General features: G+C 31.3%; 14 protein-coding genes. All 14 read left to right on the top strand.

Annotation, left to right across the window (positions count from 1 at the left end):
* The first annotated feature begins 36 nt into the window (after positions 1-36).
* Positions 37-987 carry a tail fiber protein gene (locus ASE21_RS21190; RefSeq protein ID WP_057124715.1) on the top strand — a complete coding sequence of 317 codons (951 nt, stop codon included), beginning with the start codon at positions 37-39 and terminating at the stop codon, positions 985-987.
* Between the two features lie 43 nt (positions 988-1,030).
* Positions 1,031-1,957: a tail fiber protein gene (locus ASE21_RS21185; RefSeq protein ID WP_128414739.1), complete on the top strand. Its 927-nt coding sequence runs from the start codon at positions 1,031-1,033 to the stop codon at positions 1,955-1,957.
* On the top strand, positions 1,958-2,521 hold the full coding sequence (locus ASE21_RS21180; RefSeq protein ID WP_057124713.1) for a hypothetical protein: 564 nt from the start codon (positions 1,958-1,960) through the stop codon (positions 2,519-2,521).
* A 209-nt stretch (positions 2,522-2,730) separates the two neighbouring features.
* Positions 2,731-2,883 carry a hypothetical protein gene (locus ASE21_RS22360; RefSeq protein WP_242410318.1) on the top strand — a complete coding sequence of 51 codons (153 nt, stop codon included), beginning with the start codon at positions 2,731-2,733 and terminating at the stop codon, positions 2,881-2,883.
* Positions 2,884-2,959: 76 nt separating this feature from the next.
* Positions 2,960-3,445 carry a hypothetical protein gene (locus ASE21_RS21175; RefSeq protein ID WP_057124712.1) on the top strand — a complete coding sequence of 162 codons (486 nt, stop codon included), beginning with the start codon at positions 2,960-2,962 and terminating at the stop codon, positions 3,443-3,445.
* Positions 3,442-4,731 carry a hypothetical protein gene (locus ASE21_RS21170; RefSeq protein ID WP_057124711.1) on the top strand — a complete coding sequence of 430 codons (1,290 nt, stop codon included), beginning with the start codon at positions 3,442-3,444 and terminating at the stop codon, positions 4,729-4,731. Before ASE21_RS21175 ends, ASE21_RS21170 begins: the two co-directional genes overlap by 4 nt.
* Positions 4,719-5,063: a hypothetical protein gene (locus tag ASE21_RS21165; RefSeq protein WP_057124710.1), complete on the top strand. Its 345-nt coding sequence runs from the start codon at positions 4,719-4,721 to the stop codon at positions 5,061-5,063. Before ASE21_RS21170 ends, ASE21_RS21165 begins: the two co-directional genes overlap by 13 nt.
* Positions 5,045-5,521: a type II secretion system protein J gene (locus ASE21_RS21160; protein WP_057124709.1), complete on the top strand. Its 477-nt coding sequence runs from the start codon at positions 5,045-5,047 to the stop codon at positions 5,519-5,521. Before ASE21_RS21165 ends, ASE21_RS21160 begins: the two co-directional genes overlap by 19 nt.
* Complete coding sequence (locus ASE21_RS21155; protein WP_057124708.1) at positions 5,511-6,647, top strand: type II secretion system F family protein; 1,137 nt, start codon at positions 5,511-5,513, stop codon at positions 6,645-6,647. The genes ASE21_RS21160 and ASE21_RS21155 overlap by 11 nt, the downstream gene beginning before the upstream one ends.
* Positions 6,648-6,800: 153 nt before the next feature.
* Positions 6,801-11,411, top strand: a complete 4,611-nt coding sequence (locus ASE21_RS21150; protein ID WP_057124707.1) for a hypothetical protein — start codon at positions 6,801-6,803, stop codon at positions 11,409-11,411.
* 34 nt (positions 11,412-11,445) lie between these two features.
* Positions 11,446-15,066 (top strand): DUF6443 domain-containing protein, encoded by a 3,621-nt coding sequence (locus ASE21_RS21145; RefSeq protein WP_057124706.1) that lies wholly within the window; start codon positions 11,446-11,448, stop codon positions 15,064-15,066.
* Entirely contained in the window at positions 15,063-15,551 is a 489-nt protein-coding gene (locus ASE21_RS21140; RefSeq protein ID WP_057124705.1) for a hypothetical protein, read from the top strand. Before ASE21_RS21145 ends, ASE21_RS21140 begins: the two co-directional genes overlap by 4 nt.
* 320 nt (positions 15,552-15,871) lie before the next feature.
* Positions 15,872-16,237 carry an IS1-like element transposase gene (locus tag ASE21_RS21135; RefSeq protein ID WP_057124704.1) on the top strand — a complete coding sequence of 122 codons (366 nt, stop codon included), beginning with the start codon at positions 15,872-15,874 and terminating at the stop codon, positions 16,235-16,237.
* A gap of 177 nt (positions 16,238-16,414) precedes the next feature.
* Positions 16,415-16,699 carry a hypothetical protein gene (locus ASE21_RS21130; RefSeq protein ID WP_057124703.1) on the top strand — a complete coding sequence of 95 codons (285 nt, stop codon included), beginning with the start codon at positions 16,415-16,417 and terminating at the stop codon, positions 16,697-16,699.
* Positions 16,700-17,136: the final 437 nt, after the last annotated feature.

Genomic DNA, 17,136 nt, shown 5'->3' with positions numbered 1-17,136 from the left:
TTTTATTTATCTCAAAATTAAAAACATAATAACTCAATGAAAAAACTATTCTTTATTATCTTATTCTTTACTTATACGGCAAACTTCTCTGCTAAATCATATGACACTTCTTTTATTAAAAACATGTATCTCACAGAATACGAGACCAGCGTTACCTTTCCGGCTGGATTTACTATAGGAGATTATGTAGAATTTTTAAAAGTAAGTCCAAAATCTCTTGCAGGAGGTTATTACGAAATTTCAATCGCTTATACAAGAGGAAACATAGCAGCTGCAGCTACTCATGTAGCCGCAATATCTCACGCTAATCCAGCAATTTGGAGAGAAGTTGGACGCAGTAATAATAATCCTTACACAGGTACATCAATAAATTTTACAGTAGATTGCAATACTGAGGCTGCAAATCCTAGATTTAGGATAAGAGCTATTAACACATTAGGAGTAACAACTGACAATCTAATTGTTTATATAAAAGTAACTGCATTAAATTTAAATAATTCTTTTACGGCACTAAACAATACAGGCAATGATACATCTGTTTCTAAATTTCTTCCAATGACATCTGACTGGGATTTGTATGTCGGAAATGTTTTTTCTTCAAATGGTGCGTCACTTGCTATTAAAGCTATTCAAAACGGAAATGTAGGTATCGGTACCCCTAGCCCAGATGAAAAACTAACCGTAAAAGGAAAAATCCACACACAGGAAGTCAAGGTTGATTTACTAGGACCATTAGTTCCCGATTATGTTTTTGAAAATGAATATAAGCTTAAAACTTTAGAAGAAGTTGAAAAATATATTAAGGAAAATAAACATTTACCTGAAATTCCATCTGCAAAAGAAATTGAAAAAAATGGTCTGATGCTGGCGGAAATGAATATGGCACTTCTTAAAAAAATGGAAGAATTAACTCTCTATATAATTGAGATAAAAAAAGAAAACGAAGAAATGAAAAAGGACATATCTAAATTAAAACAAATAAAATAAGCAACATGAAAAAATTATTATTACTAAAAATAAAATATAAAAAATGAACAAAATATTAAAATTGATAATTCTATCACTCCTCATCACATCATTTACACATGCACAAGTGTCAACAACACCTTTAGCAGGGGATTATAAAATAATTGACATTGGTAGCAGCGGAGGCGATTATACAAGAAATTTAATTTTACTACATGAGATTTACAATGGTACACTAATAAATATGAATAATGCTGTAGGTACCATTACCGCATTTAGAGGTGCTTCGGGAGCGGGAAACCGAATAAATATAATTGAAATAAATTCTTCTTCAGCATATAATAGTACTTCTGCACTTATGAAATCCTTTGATAATAATAGTAACTGGGCTTTAAAAACTTGTATCTACAGTGGAAAAAAATATTTGGCTGTTGATGTCCCTTATTCAAATGCTTATCATAATTGGGGGTTTAAATTTACAGGCTGGACAAAATCAACTGGTGAAAATATGAAATCTGTTACTTATCAGATAAACGGAGCTGCTGTCAATACAGATGTACTTTCTGACATCCAAGACTTTAGCTCAAATATGAATGAAACTCATCAAGTGAACAATTTTTTTGTGATGGCTAATAATGTGGGAATTGGAACAATATCTCCAGATGAAAAATTAACTGTTAAAGGAAAAATCCATACTCAGGAAGTTCGTGTAGATATGCTTGGACCATTAGTTCCTGATTATGTTTTTGAAAACGAATATAAACTTAAAACTTTAGAAGAAGTTGAAAATTATATCCGAGAAAATAAACATTTACCAGAAGTTCCCTCTGCATATGACATAGAGAAAAATGGACTAATGCTGGCAGAAATGAACATGGCTTTACTTAAAAAAATTGAAGAATTGACTCTTTACATGATTGAAATGAAGAAAGAAAATGAAAAACAAAATCAAGAAATAAAAAATCTTAAAAAAACAGTTTTCTCAAAGTAAATGAAAAAAAAATTATACATTATTATATTCCTTAGTATTCCAACCTATATTTTTAGTCAGACTTCTGGAAGTTTTAACGTTGGCGGAGATATCGATAAATTTTACCCTGTCACTTTTTTTGATGGAGGATGGAATACAAATGTACCAACTAATTTAAAGTTAGGAAGAAGTGATATTCATCTTAACTCAACATCTCGAGGAACTTTAATGGCCAATTTTGATTACCATGTAACCAATTTTGGATACGGTTCTTATTTTATTGATGCCAATGTAAAACCTGCGCTTAATGGTCTTTATGAAAATTTTATTGCTGGCTGGAGAGATGCTTCGGAAAAAGGAAGCTGTCGTTGTATAATCATATGGATACGTGGAGGCAATACAACATATTATTATCAATCAAATTATGTTGTAAATCCCACAATTTATGATGGGATTCAAAATGTTCTCCCCTATCAGGAAACTAATGGTCCTTCCCATAGTTTTAAAACATATGTTGATGAATATGCAAGCACAAAAGGGATTTATCAAAGCCGAATGCATATTTTACCTCAAATGTTGGTATAGGAACCACAACACCTGATGAAAAACTAACCGTAAAAGGAAAAATCCACACTCAAGAAGTCAAGGTTGATCTATTAGGGGCACTAGTTCCTGATTATGTTTTCGAAAACAACTATCAATTAAAAACTTTAGAAGAAGTTGAAAATTATATTAAAGAAAATAAACATTTACCCGAAATACCATCTGCAAAGGAAATTGAAAAAAATGGTCTGATGCTGGCGGAAATGAATATGGCGCTTCTAAAAAAAATGGAAGAAATGACACTTTATATGATTGAGATGAAGAAAGAAAATGAAAATATCAAAAAAGAAAATATAGAAATAAAAAAAGATATTCTAATTTTAAAATCTAACAAAAATAAGTAGTAAAATGAAAAACTATAAAACCTTAGCTTTGCGAATTGCAAAAATTGAGAAAGAACTAGATCAAAAATAGGTCTTAATGAAAAATAAGAAAAACATATATATTCTTTTACCTCTTGTATTATTTGTTTGGGGAGCGGTTTTATTTCAGGTATTTTCTTTTACAAATTCCGATGAAATACTCCCTGATGATAATCCTGAGTTTAGCATTAAACCGTTAAAGGTTAACAAAAGGGAACCCTTTATTGTTAATGTAAATTATCGCGATCCGTTTTTAGGAAAAATGTACAATCCAGAAAAAGCTTCTGCCACAAAAAAAACGTCGACTAAAGTGATAAGAACACCAAAAAAGTCAGAGCCTTTAATTTGGCCAAATATAATTTATAAAGGTTTAATTGCAGATGCAAAAAGTAAAAATACAATATACATGCTCATCATAGATAATAAAAATTACTATATGAAAATTGGTGATACAGAAAATGAAGTTTTTCTTAAATCTGGCGATAAAGAGTCTGTATATGTAAAATATAAAGGCAATCTTAATTTAATAATGATTCAAGATTGAAATTAAAGTTAAAAATTAAATCCGGCGCCTTACAATTTACAGTTTTTATTGCTGTATTAATTGCTTTGCTCCTGGCCGGCTTGGTTTTGTATGCTTATACTTTTATTTATATGAAAGAGCAGTCGAAAGGTGCTGTTGAAAATATTCAGATTGCAGATATAGGGATTCAGTCACTATTGGAACAAAAGGAATTAAGCACTGATACAGCCCGGATCGATTTTATAAAAAAAGAAAATCAAACCATTAAAACCCATTTGTCACAATGGGGTGTTTTTCAAAAAGGAATTACTATAACCCAATTCAGAAAAAAGAAATTTACTAAAGCTGCGATCATAGGCTCTCTTATTATTGCCGATAAATCGCCAACTGTATTCTTGCAGGAAACACATAATGCATTAACAGTTGTGGGCAGTACTAAAATACAGGGCATTGCCTATTTACCTACTCAGGGTGTAAATTCAGGTTATATTGCAGGAAATAGTTATTATGGAACACAATTAGTTTACGGACGCATCGAAAAAAGTACTGCACAACTTCCTAAACCCGAAAAATCCTTTCTGGATACTGCAAATTATTATTTAAAAGAGTATAAAATAATTAATCAGGAAGATTATATCAATTTAAATTCTTCTACAAAAATTACTAATTCTTTTAAAGAAAAAACAAAAGGATTTTACTCTGAAAATGCCATAACAATAGAAAACAAAATCATTTCAGGCAATATAATTATCAAATCCGAAACAGCTATTAAGGTAAAAAAAACCGCCTTATTAAATGACTTATTGCTTATTGCACCTATTATCGAAATTGAAGACGAAACTATTGGAACTTTTCAGGCGATTGCCTCAAAAAAAATTTCATTAGGAAAAAAATGTAATTTAAGCTATCCTTCTGCCCTTCTCTTGTTTCAGGATAATAAAAATGCTGTTATCGATAATTCCAACTCAAATACCCTGGCAGAAAATCAAATTTTTATAGGAGAAGAAAGTATTGTAAAAGGATGTGTTATCTATTTACAAACCAAAGAAACATCAGATTTTCAAACGCAGATTGTATTAGAAAAAGATTCCAGAATCAAAGGACAGGTATACTGCAACGGTAATTTTGAAATCAAAGGAATCGTTTCAGGATCTGTATATACCAAGCAGTTTGTGGCAAACCAGGCGGGATCAATTTTTATGAACCATGTTTATAATGCCACTATCGAAAACCAAACTGTACCGCCAATTTACGGAGGCATAATTTTAGAACAAGAACCTAAAACTGTTTTGAAATGGGTGTACTAAAAAAAATAAAATCGGCAACACTGGTCGAAGCTATTGTGGCAACTGTTTTAGTGGTTATTATATTTATCGTAGCCAGTTTGATATTGAACAATTTAGTTTTTAATACTTTCACTAAAAATACTCACAGTATCGAAACCAGAATTAACGAGTTGGAATATGAAATTCAAAATAACAATATAAAATTACCTTATCAGGAAAATTATAAAGAATGGAAAATCAATATTGAAATAGAGAATGTCTTAACAAAAAAGATGATTTCAATTTCGGCACTAAATAATGTATCTAAAAAAGAAGTTACAAAACAACAAATATTATGGCAGCAGGAAAATTAAAATCATTTACATTATCAGAAATGATAGTAGTTATGATTATAACTGCTATTGTAGTAGGTATGGCATTTAGTGTTTTGAGAATTGTACAAAAACAAATTCATACTATTCAGGACAATTTTGAAAAAACAAGCACATTATCTCTTTTTGAGCAAAAACTCTGGCAGGACTTTAATGAACCTCACAATATAATGTATGATAGTTCTAAACAGTTATTACTGCTGACTTCGGAAATAGATACAGTAACCTATTCATTTCAGGATAAGTTTTGTATGCGAAATCTTGATACGATTAAATTGAAAATTATTCCTAAAAAAGCTTTTTTTAAGGGAAAAGAAATAACGAAAGGACAAATAGATGCTTTGTCAATATTTGCTGAAACAGAATTACCCGATTATCAGATTTTTGTTTCTAAAAAAAATGATTTAACCTTTTTTATGAATCAGGAAAATGGCCTTTAAAATAGAAAATACACCCAGCAGAAAAGCTGTTCAGTCCAAAAGTACGAGCAGTATTGAAAGCTTGCTAAAAAAAGAAATTACGCTTTTTGGCGAAAGTTTTAATAATAAAAAAAAACAGGCATTTTATCTGGAACTCGCTGTTTTATTAAAAGCCGGAGTTAGTTTCAAGGAAGGTTTATCCTTGATTATCGAGTCATTAAAGAAAAATGCTGATAAAGATTTAATTCAAACCATCCTCAATGATGTTGTAAACGGAAAACCTTTTTCAGAAGCATTATTAAAATCGAAATCATTTACAGAGTATGAATATTATTCAATTCAAATTGGTGAAGAAACCGGAACGACAGCACAAGTTTGTCAGGAACTTGGCTATTTTTTTGAACGTAAAAACGAACAGAAAAGAATTATAATCGCTGCGCTTACCTACCCTTCTATTGTATTGAGCACAGCGGTTTTGGTAGTTGTTTTTATGTTGAGTTATGTAGTTCCTATGTTTCAAGACATTTTCAAACAAAACAATATGGAACTTCCGTTTTTGACACAGCTGATTGTAAAATTATCGGTCTGGACAAAAACATACGGACTTTATTTTTTCCTTGGAATATTCCTTTTTATCTTTTCAACACAATTCTTTAAAGAAAATTATAAATATAAAAAAGCGCTGCATTATTTTTTAGTCAAAATTCCGGTTTTAGGGCCTTTTATGATCAAGGTTTATCTGGCGCAATTTACTCAGGCAGTAACTTTACTAACAACTGCCAAGGTTCCTTTATTAAATAGTATTCAGATGGTCAAAAAAATGATACGTTTTATACCACTTCAGGAAGCGTTGGAACAAGTAGAAAACAGCATTCTTAAAGGAAACAGTTTAAGTGCCAGTTTAAAGAATACTCCCCTTTTCGACAACCGAATTATATCTCTTGTAAAAGTAGCCGAAGAAACCAACCAGACAGAATATGTTTTCAAGCAACTTAGCGAACAATACAATCAGGAAGTGGTGCAGCAATCTAAGGTAATGACTACTGTTCTTGAGCCATTTATTATTCTTTTTGTTGGGGTTTTAGTGGCTGTTTTATTGGTTGCAATGTACTTACCTATGTTTCAATTGAGTAGTGCGATTGGGTAAAAAATTATGCAAGCAAAATAAAAACAACTACTAATCCATATATAGCAAAAGACAATATTTATTTTTTTTTCTTTCAAATAAAAGCCAAAATTAAAGAAACATATTATATTTTTAACCAATTTTATCAAAGCCAAAAACAATTATATTCATTATATGAAGCATTATTACTTTTTTTTATTTGTTCTTATTTTTTTCTCTTTTACTGCTACATCCCAAACACAAACTCCTGGAGGGAATCCAGCAGTACCAGTTGAACAGGCGCCCATTGGTGATGGAGCATCTGAATCTACGAAAATCAATGATTTGCTTTACAGCGAAATTTTTACACCTAAAATCGCTGCACCAAATGCCGCAGGTTTTAGGCAGGTTAATTTTTCAAATGTGGGCGAATATACTGGTTCGGCAAGTATAAATATTGCTATATATCAAATACAAATAGGTCAAATTACTGTTCCTATCGAATTAAATTACTCTTCAAAGGGTATTAAAGTAGATGAAACAGCTTCAAATGTTGGTCAGGACTGGTCTTTAAACGCCGGCGGAATTATAACCAAAGTAATAAAAGGCATAGAAGATTTTAAAGTTGGGGTTGAAGATGCCCAGTTATATAATCCGAATGATTATAGGTTAAAATTTTCAAGAATTGGTACTACTGGCGCACAAGGTCTTAAATTGAAAGAAGTTGGATGGCTTCTTCAAAATGAAAACATTTCATTAAATAAATATTTTGATATCACTTCTGGTACTGATAAGATTTTTACATTAGCTGAAATGGAATATCCATATACAAAAAAAGATTTATCTCCTGATTTATTTTACGTAAATGCTCCTGGAATAAATACATCTTTTACCCACAGAAAAGATGGCTCTGTTATGGAAATTGCTTATCAGGGAAATAAAATTACAACTACTATTGGGAAAACAGGAATTATTCCATTTTTTCCGGAATTTAGGGACAACATAAAATTTGAAGGAGACTTACGATATTTTGAAGGAGGGCCTGTAAGAAAAATACAAGGTATTAATAAAATTGAGGTTACAAATATAAATGGCACCCAATATGTTTTTGATCAATTGGATATTAACCAATATGTTAATCGAGAAATATTATCTCCATATGCCACTATAGGGTCTAGCAGGGATTTAACATCTCAGGAAATAATGGCTTATAAGCTTAGTTCAATTAAAGATTTTAAAGGAAATGAAGTTACTTTCACATATGAAAAATATGCTGTAAATTATCCGGAATATCGAAAAACTTCAAATTTTCAAACAACCACTGCAGCGGGTGATCAGTTGATTCAAAATTTAAGTTCAACTGAGGTTAGATATCCTAACTTAAACAGAATCAGCAAAATTACATATGCCGAAGGCACAGTTGAATTTAAATACGAAGAACCCAGAAAAGATTTACCTGGGGATTATGCATTATCAAAAATAATTATCAAGGACATAAACGACATTATTATAAAAACTATAAAGTTAGAATATGATTATACCATTTCTAATAATAATTGTAGCGAACCAACTTGTAAAAGATTACGTCTTTTAACAGTGCAGGAAATCGGAAAAAATAATGCAGTAATACCACCTTATCGTTTCTTCTATAACGATGAGGTTAAACTTCCTGAAAGAGGATCATCAATTACAGATTATTTAGGATATGCAAATGGCCCAGTATCAAACCAATATAATAATGTAACTTCAGTGAGCTGTGGCATGTGTCTTATGCCGCCGCCTAAATTATATTACAGCCCTAATAAAAAAGATTTTTCAATTTCACCTTTCTCAATTTTCCCTGGAAGTTTTGCAACAAAAGGGAGATCATTAGAACCATCTTTGGCTTATACAAAATCTGGTGTTTTAATTAAAGTTCAATATCCAACCGGAGGAAGAGAAGAATTTGAATATGAATTAAATGACTTTTATTCACCTTTAAACGGTTTAAATGTTAAATCAGGTGGTTTAAGAATATTAACTCATAAGTTAGTTGATACTAAGGGAGCAATACAAGTTCATAAATACAATTATTTAGATCCTAATGGCAACTCTTCGGGAATTTTAAATAATTTACCCGTACTTGGAATTGCACATGCTTACAGCGAGCAGCTTGCTGCAAACTATATGACTGCATCCTCATATTCACTTCAACCGGGTCTTGTTCTTCATACATTTACAAACTCCAGAGCTGATTTTGATGTTGTTGAGGGATCAAATGTTGGATATTCAAGAGTGTTAATAAAGGAAAATGCCGACAATGGATATATTGAAAAGATATTTACAACAAGAAAAGATTATCCTGTTGAACAGCCTTTATTTACTTATAAAAGTTATGATAAAAATAAAATTGAATTTGGATTAAATAATGGATGGAGACTACCTACAACTAATAATACAGAATTATTAATTGGAAAATTAAAGTCTATTGGAAAATATGAGAAAAACAATAACTTGGTAGAAAATACGAAATACAGTTATCAATATGATATTTTTGACCAAATTAGTGATAAGGTGCCAATTGCAAGAAAAGAAGTTTTCCCTAGTGAAGAAGGTGATCTTGAACCGATAGAACCAGATTTTGCATTTTTCCCTTCAGTTTATGCCAGTAGAAATTTGACTAGCGAAACAAAGACGATTACAAAATACAATCAAAATAAAGTTGAAAACGCAACCTCAACTACTTATGATTTAAAATATTCACTACCAAAATCAGTACAAAATATCGTTAATGAATCTGGAAGTACAACTTCTTTAATAAAAGAAACCACGTACCCGCATGATTATACTATTACACAATTAATGAATAGTCTGGTAAGTGCTAATCGGATTGCTGAACCTATAATTGTAAAAACATCACGTAAAGTCGATAATAATCAAGAAAGTCTTAGTACTCAGGAGGTATTATATAACTCTTTTGTTAAAGGCACTAAAACATTAATTCTTCCAAGAGCGGTTCAAACTATTAAAGGTATCCAAACCACGTCAAACCAATTTGAAGAAAAAATTCAATTTCATGATTATGACAAATTTGGTAATGTAATAGAATCTTCTAAAAAGGATGACTCACATACCGTATATCTTTGGGGATATAACTATTCTAAGCCGATTGCTAAAATACAAAATGCCTCCTATTCGCAAGTTATGACTGCATTAAGCAAAAGCAGTACTGAAACTCTTGAATATTTACAAAGTTATACTGAAAATCAATTAACAGCAGAAATTCAAAAAATCAGAACTAATTTAGCTAGCGCTATGGTTACTTCTTATATCTACAAACCATTGGTTGGTATTTCAAAAATTATAGATCCAAAAGGTACTTTAGTTACTTATGAGTATGATGATTTAAACCGTCTTAAAACAATTAAAGACCAGGATCAGAATATTATTGAAGAATATTGCTATGGTTACACCGGCATTGCAAATGATTGCCAAAGTGGAATAAGAATTCCAACGGAAGAAGATACTTCTATTTATGACACAGATTTACAGGTTATAGTTGGTGATTTTACATCATACAAAGTACCTGTTGCTTGTGGCAGAGGTGTTAGCTGGGAAGATAAATTACCTGATGGAGCACCCTATAAAGGAAGAAACATTTTAAGTCTTCATGATAAATTATATTTTCCAAATCCTGCTCAAACAGGAGTACACTATACGCCTGGTTATTATCCGCTGCCATTAGAATATACACAGCTAAACCTCCCATATCCGACATCGGAATATACCTGTAATTATTTTGCAGAAAGATCTGGGAATACTTTTAGTCTTTCGGGGTTAGATAATCCTAAATTTCAAGGGCCTGACAGAGTAGTTGAACTTACATGGTGGATGGAAATTGATGGTAAAAAAATAGAACTTCCGCAAGTCCAGGAATATTCTAATGTGTTTTTTATACCTAAATGTCTTGATGGCACTTATGGCAGAATAATTTGCTCTGCTAAAATAACGTCTGGATATGATCACGCAGATCCGTTAAGAAAAACAGTTACCTATACTGCAAAAAGTAATTTAATGCAGTTTAAAAGCGGATTGGACATTTATGATAATGTACCGGCTCTTTACAAACTTGGAGTATCTGACTTATATTCTGGTGACGCCTGCAGTAAAACATCAGGAAATGGAATCGGTAATAATACAGGAACAACACCTCCAGATCCAGGATACTGGAATGATGCTCCATGGACTATAGATAATGGAACTGTTGTTACTCCTGATTTTAAAATATATGTTGAAAGATATAAAACATATGACATTCCTGTACCAGCATTTCTTTCGACAACTTTCACATGGACAGGAATTACAACACCAAGTCTACACCCATTATTTAATTTCACAAGACCAACTGGAGGTATCCATAATGAAGACACATTTACTCCTCATGCTTTTGCTGCTTTTATAAAATTTCCATACATGTTAGAATATTATACTAATTTCTATGTAAGCAAAGGAGCATATAAGTTTGACAGAGCATCTGTACTTCAGCAAGTAGAAAACAGCAGTAATTATAACTTTAATTGGTATTTAAAAATTGAAACCACAGGTCAGCAGGTTCCAATAATTAGAACTTTAGAGTCAAAAGATCTTTTCTTTGTTCCACCTGCCTTAAATGGAAAACGAGCAAAATTAATATGTATTGCAACTAAAAAGTTTGATGCTGCAGCTGCACCAATAACTTTTGAAAGTGAAGTATTAACTCTTCAACAAGGATTATCAAGTGTAGATAACCTTAATTATCAGGTACAGTTTCTTGATACTGAGGAATAATAATTTATAAGATCTTAAAATATTAACGATAGTTATGATAAATAATACAAAACGATGTAGCATACAAATTATTTTGTTGTTATTCACAATATATACGCATGCACAAGTACCTGTTACAATTAGTAAAGGAGGTGCTAACGGTCCATACACAGTAACTGGAACAGAGACTCTTATTGCAACTCAAAGTATTGTGTTGAGTGCAACCACACACATAAAACCCGGAAGTACATTTGTGGCTAAAATCAGTCCAGATGCATATATCCCACTTTTTGCTTTTAGCAATGAGAATTTCGTTTTTACGCGTAAATACCAAACTGCATTATTATCTTCTGAAAACATTGTCAATAATTCTGATGTTTTAGAAAGTATAACCTATCATGATGGCTTAGGCAGACCCTTGCAGAGTATTACCATAAAAGGATCTCCTAGTAAAAGTGATATTGTTAACCACATGGCTTATAATAATATCGGAATACAGGAAAAAGAATATCTTCCATATATGGATGATTTGAGTTCTACAGCATCTTATAGAAACAGCACTGATGCAGAAACAAGAACTAATAATTACTATAAACTTAATTATCCGCAAGATATTGATAATACCCTGCCTAACCCATTTTCTCAAAAAAAACTTGAAAATACACCTTTAAATCGTGTACTATTACAAGCTGCTCCTGGGAAAGACTGGGCTTTAAATGGCGGACATGAAATAAAATTAGAGTATCAGGCTAATACTAATACCTCAAGTGGTGACCAGGTTAAACTTTTTGTAGTTACAACAACTGTAAATGCAGATAATGTACATGTTCCTACTGTTACTTCGACTATAAATTATACTGAAAATCAATTGTATAAAACTATTACCAAAGACGAAAACTGGGTAAGCGGTAAAAACAATACAACCGAAGAGTTTAAAAATAAAGAAGGTCAGGTTATTTTAAAACGCACCTATTCTAATTACACTTCTGAAACAGAGGCTAAACATGATACTTATTACATTTATGATACTTACGGAAACCTTACCTATGTTTTACCTCCAAAAGCTGAAGGTTCAACAAGTGATCCTGTATTAAAAGAGTTATGCTATCAATATCGATACGATACCAAAAATAGATTAGTTGAAAAAAAGCTCCCAGGGAAAGAATGGGAATACATTGTGTATGACAAATTAGACAGACCTATACTTACCCAAGATGCAAATTTAAGAGCTTTAAATAAATGGCTGTTTACTAAATTTGATGCTTTTGGCAGGCCTATTTATACTGGCGAATACATAAATACTGTACAAACAACAAGAGCGTTAGTTCAAACGGAAGCTAATAAAAGCACAACTTTATTCGAAAGTAAATCTACCGTTAAGAATATTAAAGGTACTAACATTTATTATCCCAATACTGCGTTTCCTACTGCCGACATTGACATATTTACCATAAATTATTATGATGAATACAGCAATATTGATCTTGATGGGGGAACAACTGCTGCCTCTTATGGTATTACTCCAATCACTAATGCAAAAGGTTTAAGTACTTGTACAAAAGTGCGTATTTTAGATACTTCAAACTGGATAACGAATGTAACTTATTATGATACAAAGGGAAGAAACATCTATGCTTATAGTAAAAATAATTATTTAACAACAATAGCTACAGTAAAAACAAAACTTGATTTTGCCGGAAAAGTTTTAGAAACTACCTCAACACAAAAAAAAGGAACAGATCCTTTAATTACAATAGTTGATGTTTATTCCTATGATCATATCGGACGTCTATTAACACAAAAGCAATCTATTAATAGTCAGGCCCAGGAAATAATTGCGAATAATACTTATGATAATTTAGGTCAGCTGGTTAATAAAGGTGTAGGGGGAAAAACTACACAATCACGTTTACAAAATGTTGATTTTAGCTACAATATACGCGGCTGGTTAAAAAATATTAACAATATAAATAGTTTAGGAACTGATTTGTTTGCATTTCAAATAAACTATAACACCACTACAAGTACGCCTGATAATAAATTATTCAATGGTAATATAAGCCAGACTTTTTGGAAAACGGCAAGTCCCGATAACAGCCTAAAAAATTATACGTATACCTATGATAATTTAAGCCGATTGACGAAGGCTACAGATGTTTCTACCCAAAATTCTGGAAGATACAATGAAAATATAAGTTATGATAAAAATGGCAATATAATGAGTATTGACAGAAAGGGAAATACAAATACTTTAGCAACTACATTTGGTAATATGGATATCCTTGCTTATACATATGATACAGGAAATAAACTTACTAAAGTTGAAGATACCTCTGGAAGTACTGAAGGATTTAATAATGGAAGTAATACTGCTATAGAGTATACCTATGATAGTAATGGTAACATGAAAACGGATTCTAACAAAAACATTACAGCCATAAGTTATAATCATTTAAATCTTCCTACATCTATTACATTAAATAGTGGCACAATAAATTATTTTTACGATGCCACAGGTACAAAACAACGTAAGACCATTAGTACAGGAGGAAGTACTGATTATGCTGGCAGTTTTATTTATGAAAACAATATTTTAAAACAATTCGTACAACCAGAAGGGTATGTTGCTTACAATTCAGGAATTTATAATTATATTTATCAATATAAAGATCACTTAGGCAATAATCGCCTTAGCTATCAGGACAAAGACAACAATGGTGTAATAAACAGCAGTGAAATTGTTCAGGAAAATAATTATTATGCTTTTGGCTTAATTCAAAAGGGCTATAATACAGCTATAAATGGTGTAGACAATAAGTATAAGTATAATGGAAAAGAGCTCCAAGACGAGCTGGGGGTTGGGATCTATGATTATGGTTTTAGAAATTATGACCCTGCACTTGGACGTTGGGTGAACATTGATCCATTGGCAGAAATGTCTAGAAGATGGTCGCCATATACTTATTGTTATAACAATCCTGTATTTTTTATTGACCCAGATGGAATGCTCGCTACTTATGATTGGGATGCCCATAATTCAGGAAGAAAAGGAGTCTATAAAGATGGAGATAAAGAAGTGTCGTTTGAAGAAGCAAAGGCAAGTCATGGTATTAAAAATTCTACACCTAAACAAGAGCAATACAAAAATGGTGATTATGTTGCTATCGTAAATGCGCCAAAAGGAGCAGGCGGTTTTGGACATAATGCTTTATTAGTAGGTAATGACGATACAGGATGGGTATTTATTTCAAAGGAGGGTAGAGACGATGATGAAAATTCTAATAGTGGCAATAATCCATTGACTGGTGGTCCTGCGTTAGAAGCTAGGATACAGCCATTTGCTAAAATTAATGATTTTTTTGCTAATAAAGATTATTCTGAATATAAAGAAGGCGTAGTAATTAAAATACAATCGTCCACAGCTGAAAACGGAGAAAAGGAAATGACAAAACAGGCATTGAGTAAATATTCACTTATTTTTAATAATTGTGGGCAAGCCGTAAATGAAACCTTAAATAAATTGGGTATAAGAACGGTTGACCCTGATAAATACAAAGTATATGGAGGTTATTCTGCAGGAGCAGCTTTATATAATGGAGTAGTTCCAAACGAGATGTACTATTCTGTCAAACAGGCAAATAAAAACGTACCACGAACAATATTTTCAAGAAAATGAGAAAGAAAGTTTTATTTAGTCTATGCATTATAGCATTAATGTATATTAGTTGTAATGAATTCAATACAGCAACCCCACAAGCATCTTCAACAATTTCAAGTTCAAAAGAAAATGGTTTTTATATCTCTACAGCAAATAAATTGCAAACTGGAGATTTAGATATTATTGATTCTGTATGGATTGAAAAAGTTTGGCATTATAAAGTTATAAATGGAGAAAAAAGAAAAGTTGCTTTGTCTCCAAATAATCAAGTTATCTTAAAATTAAAAAAAACGAACACAAAGTTTAAGAAAAGTGAATACTTTTTAGAATGGAAAATAAAAGAAAAACATTTTGGTTATGTAGGTTCTGGCAATGGGGTGTTCATGATAGCATTCCCAAAAACTACTAGAATAGACACTCTTCACTTTCTGTTGCATAAAGTAAAGGATAATTCTACTATAGATATTGGAACATTTGTTAATGTATCAAAGTTGGTAAAATAAGGTAGTGTTTCAAAGTTAGTGATATGAGATTTTAGATTTCTAACGTATTGAAATATAATAAATATCAGTAAAAAATAATTTAAAGATGAGCAGTAATGCTCATCTTTTTTGTTTTAATTGCCTTAAATGGGTAATGTATCAGATGTGTTGGTGGTTAATTATTGCCTCTAACATTTACAGGAAATCAGATATTTATATTAATATGGCATAAAAATTAAGACAGCCTTCGGGCTGTTTTTTTATTTTATAGTGCCTTAAATCGAAAAAAATGAGTTTAAACCAGACTAGGTGTTACAGATGTGTTGGTGCTATTTCGAAAGATGATAAAGCATGGAAAGACAAAGCCTGGCATTCAAAGATATATTTGCAAAGCATGCGGGAAAACTAGAGTTGAAAATTATGGTTATCACACATATAGAACAGATACAAATCAGAAGATTATTCAACTAACTAAAGAAGGTTTAGGAATAAGAAGCACGGCAAGAATATTGAAAATATCAGCGACAACACTATTGAAAAGAATCTTCTTAATTGCCAGAAACATTGTTAACCCAGATAGCGCAGATATATCGACAACGATAGCGCAGATTTGCAATCTGTACCCTCAAAGTAACTCAATAATGAATAGAAAAGTACAGCTTTATACTGTACTTTTTATTTTTAGAAGATGTCTAGTAAAAAGATAAACGGTTAATTTAGCAGAAGATTATTATTTTAGTCCCGCAAGACTAATCTTTGCGGGCGCAGAGTGCAAATCTGCGCTAACTAGCTAAAATTTAAAATGTTGACAAATTAATCAAACAGCCGATAAAACAACTCAAGCAACCAAAGTTGGAGTATCGATATTAGGCAATTTTGGTGGTATGAATGATATTTTTTCTAAATTAAATAGTAAACAAAAAGATGCAATTGGAATATTTGGTTCTTATACAAGTATTGGAGGTTTAACAGGTGTGGCGGGAAATTCATTAAAAAATACTATTGGAAAAAATAATCAATATGCAATATTATATGGAGTTCAACATATTCAAAATGGAGCAATGATGAAGGAAATGAAGACGCCAGCAGGACAAGCAGGTGGTTCTAGATATAGCGTTGGTCCGACAAGTTGGCAAGGATTATGGAAGGCATTCAAAAATTTGTTTTAAAATTTAGTAGAGTATGGATTTTTTAAAAGATAATATGTTACCACATCTGATAGAATTAATAGCTTTATTACTATTATATTTTGTTTTAATGTACTTATTTAAGCTATTTAATTACAAAATAACTAAAGAGAAAGTTGCACAATTAGCAGTATTAATTCTTTTAGCTTATTATATTTTATCTATTTTGTTTTGTTAGGAATATTTTCAATATTAATATTTAAACAGACAACTCAATAATACATAAAAAACCTCGCAGATTGCGAGGTTTTTTTATAGCATAAACTAAATTATTTTTTATAAATTCAGAGTATTAGAAAAGCGTTTGCTTAAGTTTTATATTATAAATTGCCTTATCAATAATACTAAGTTAAATCATTTATTTATATGGTAGATTATCTTTTAAAGTTCTATACCATATAAAAGAAATAAAAGCTATT

This window comes from Flavobacterium sp. Root901, assembly GCF_001429765.1.
In the GTDB taxonomy this organism is placed as follows: Bacteria; Bacteroidota; Bacteroidia; order Flavobacteriales; family Flavobacteriaceae; genus Flavobacterium.
This window is presented reverse-complemented; position numbering and strand designations above follow the sequence as displayed.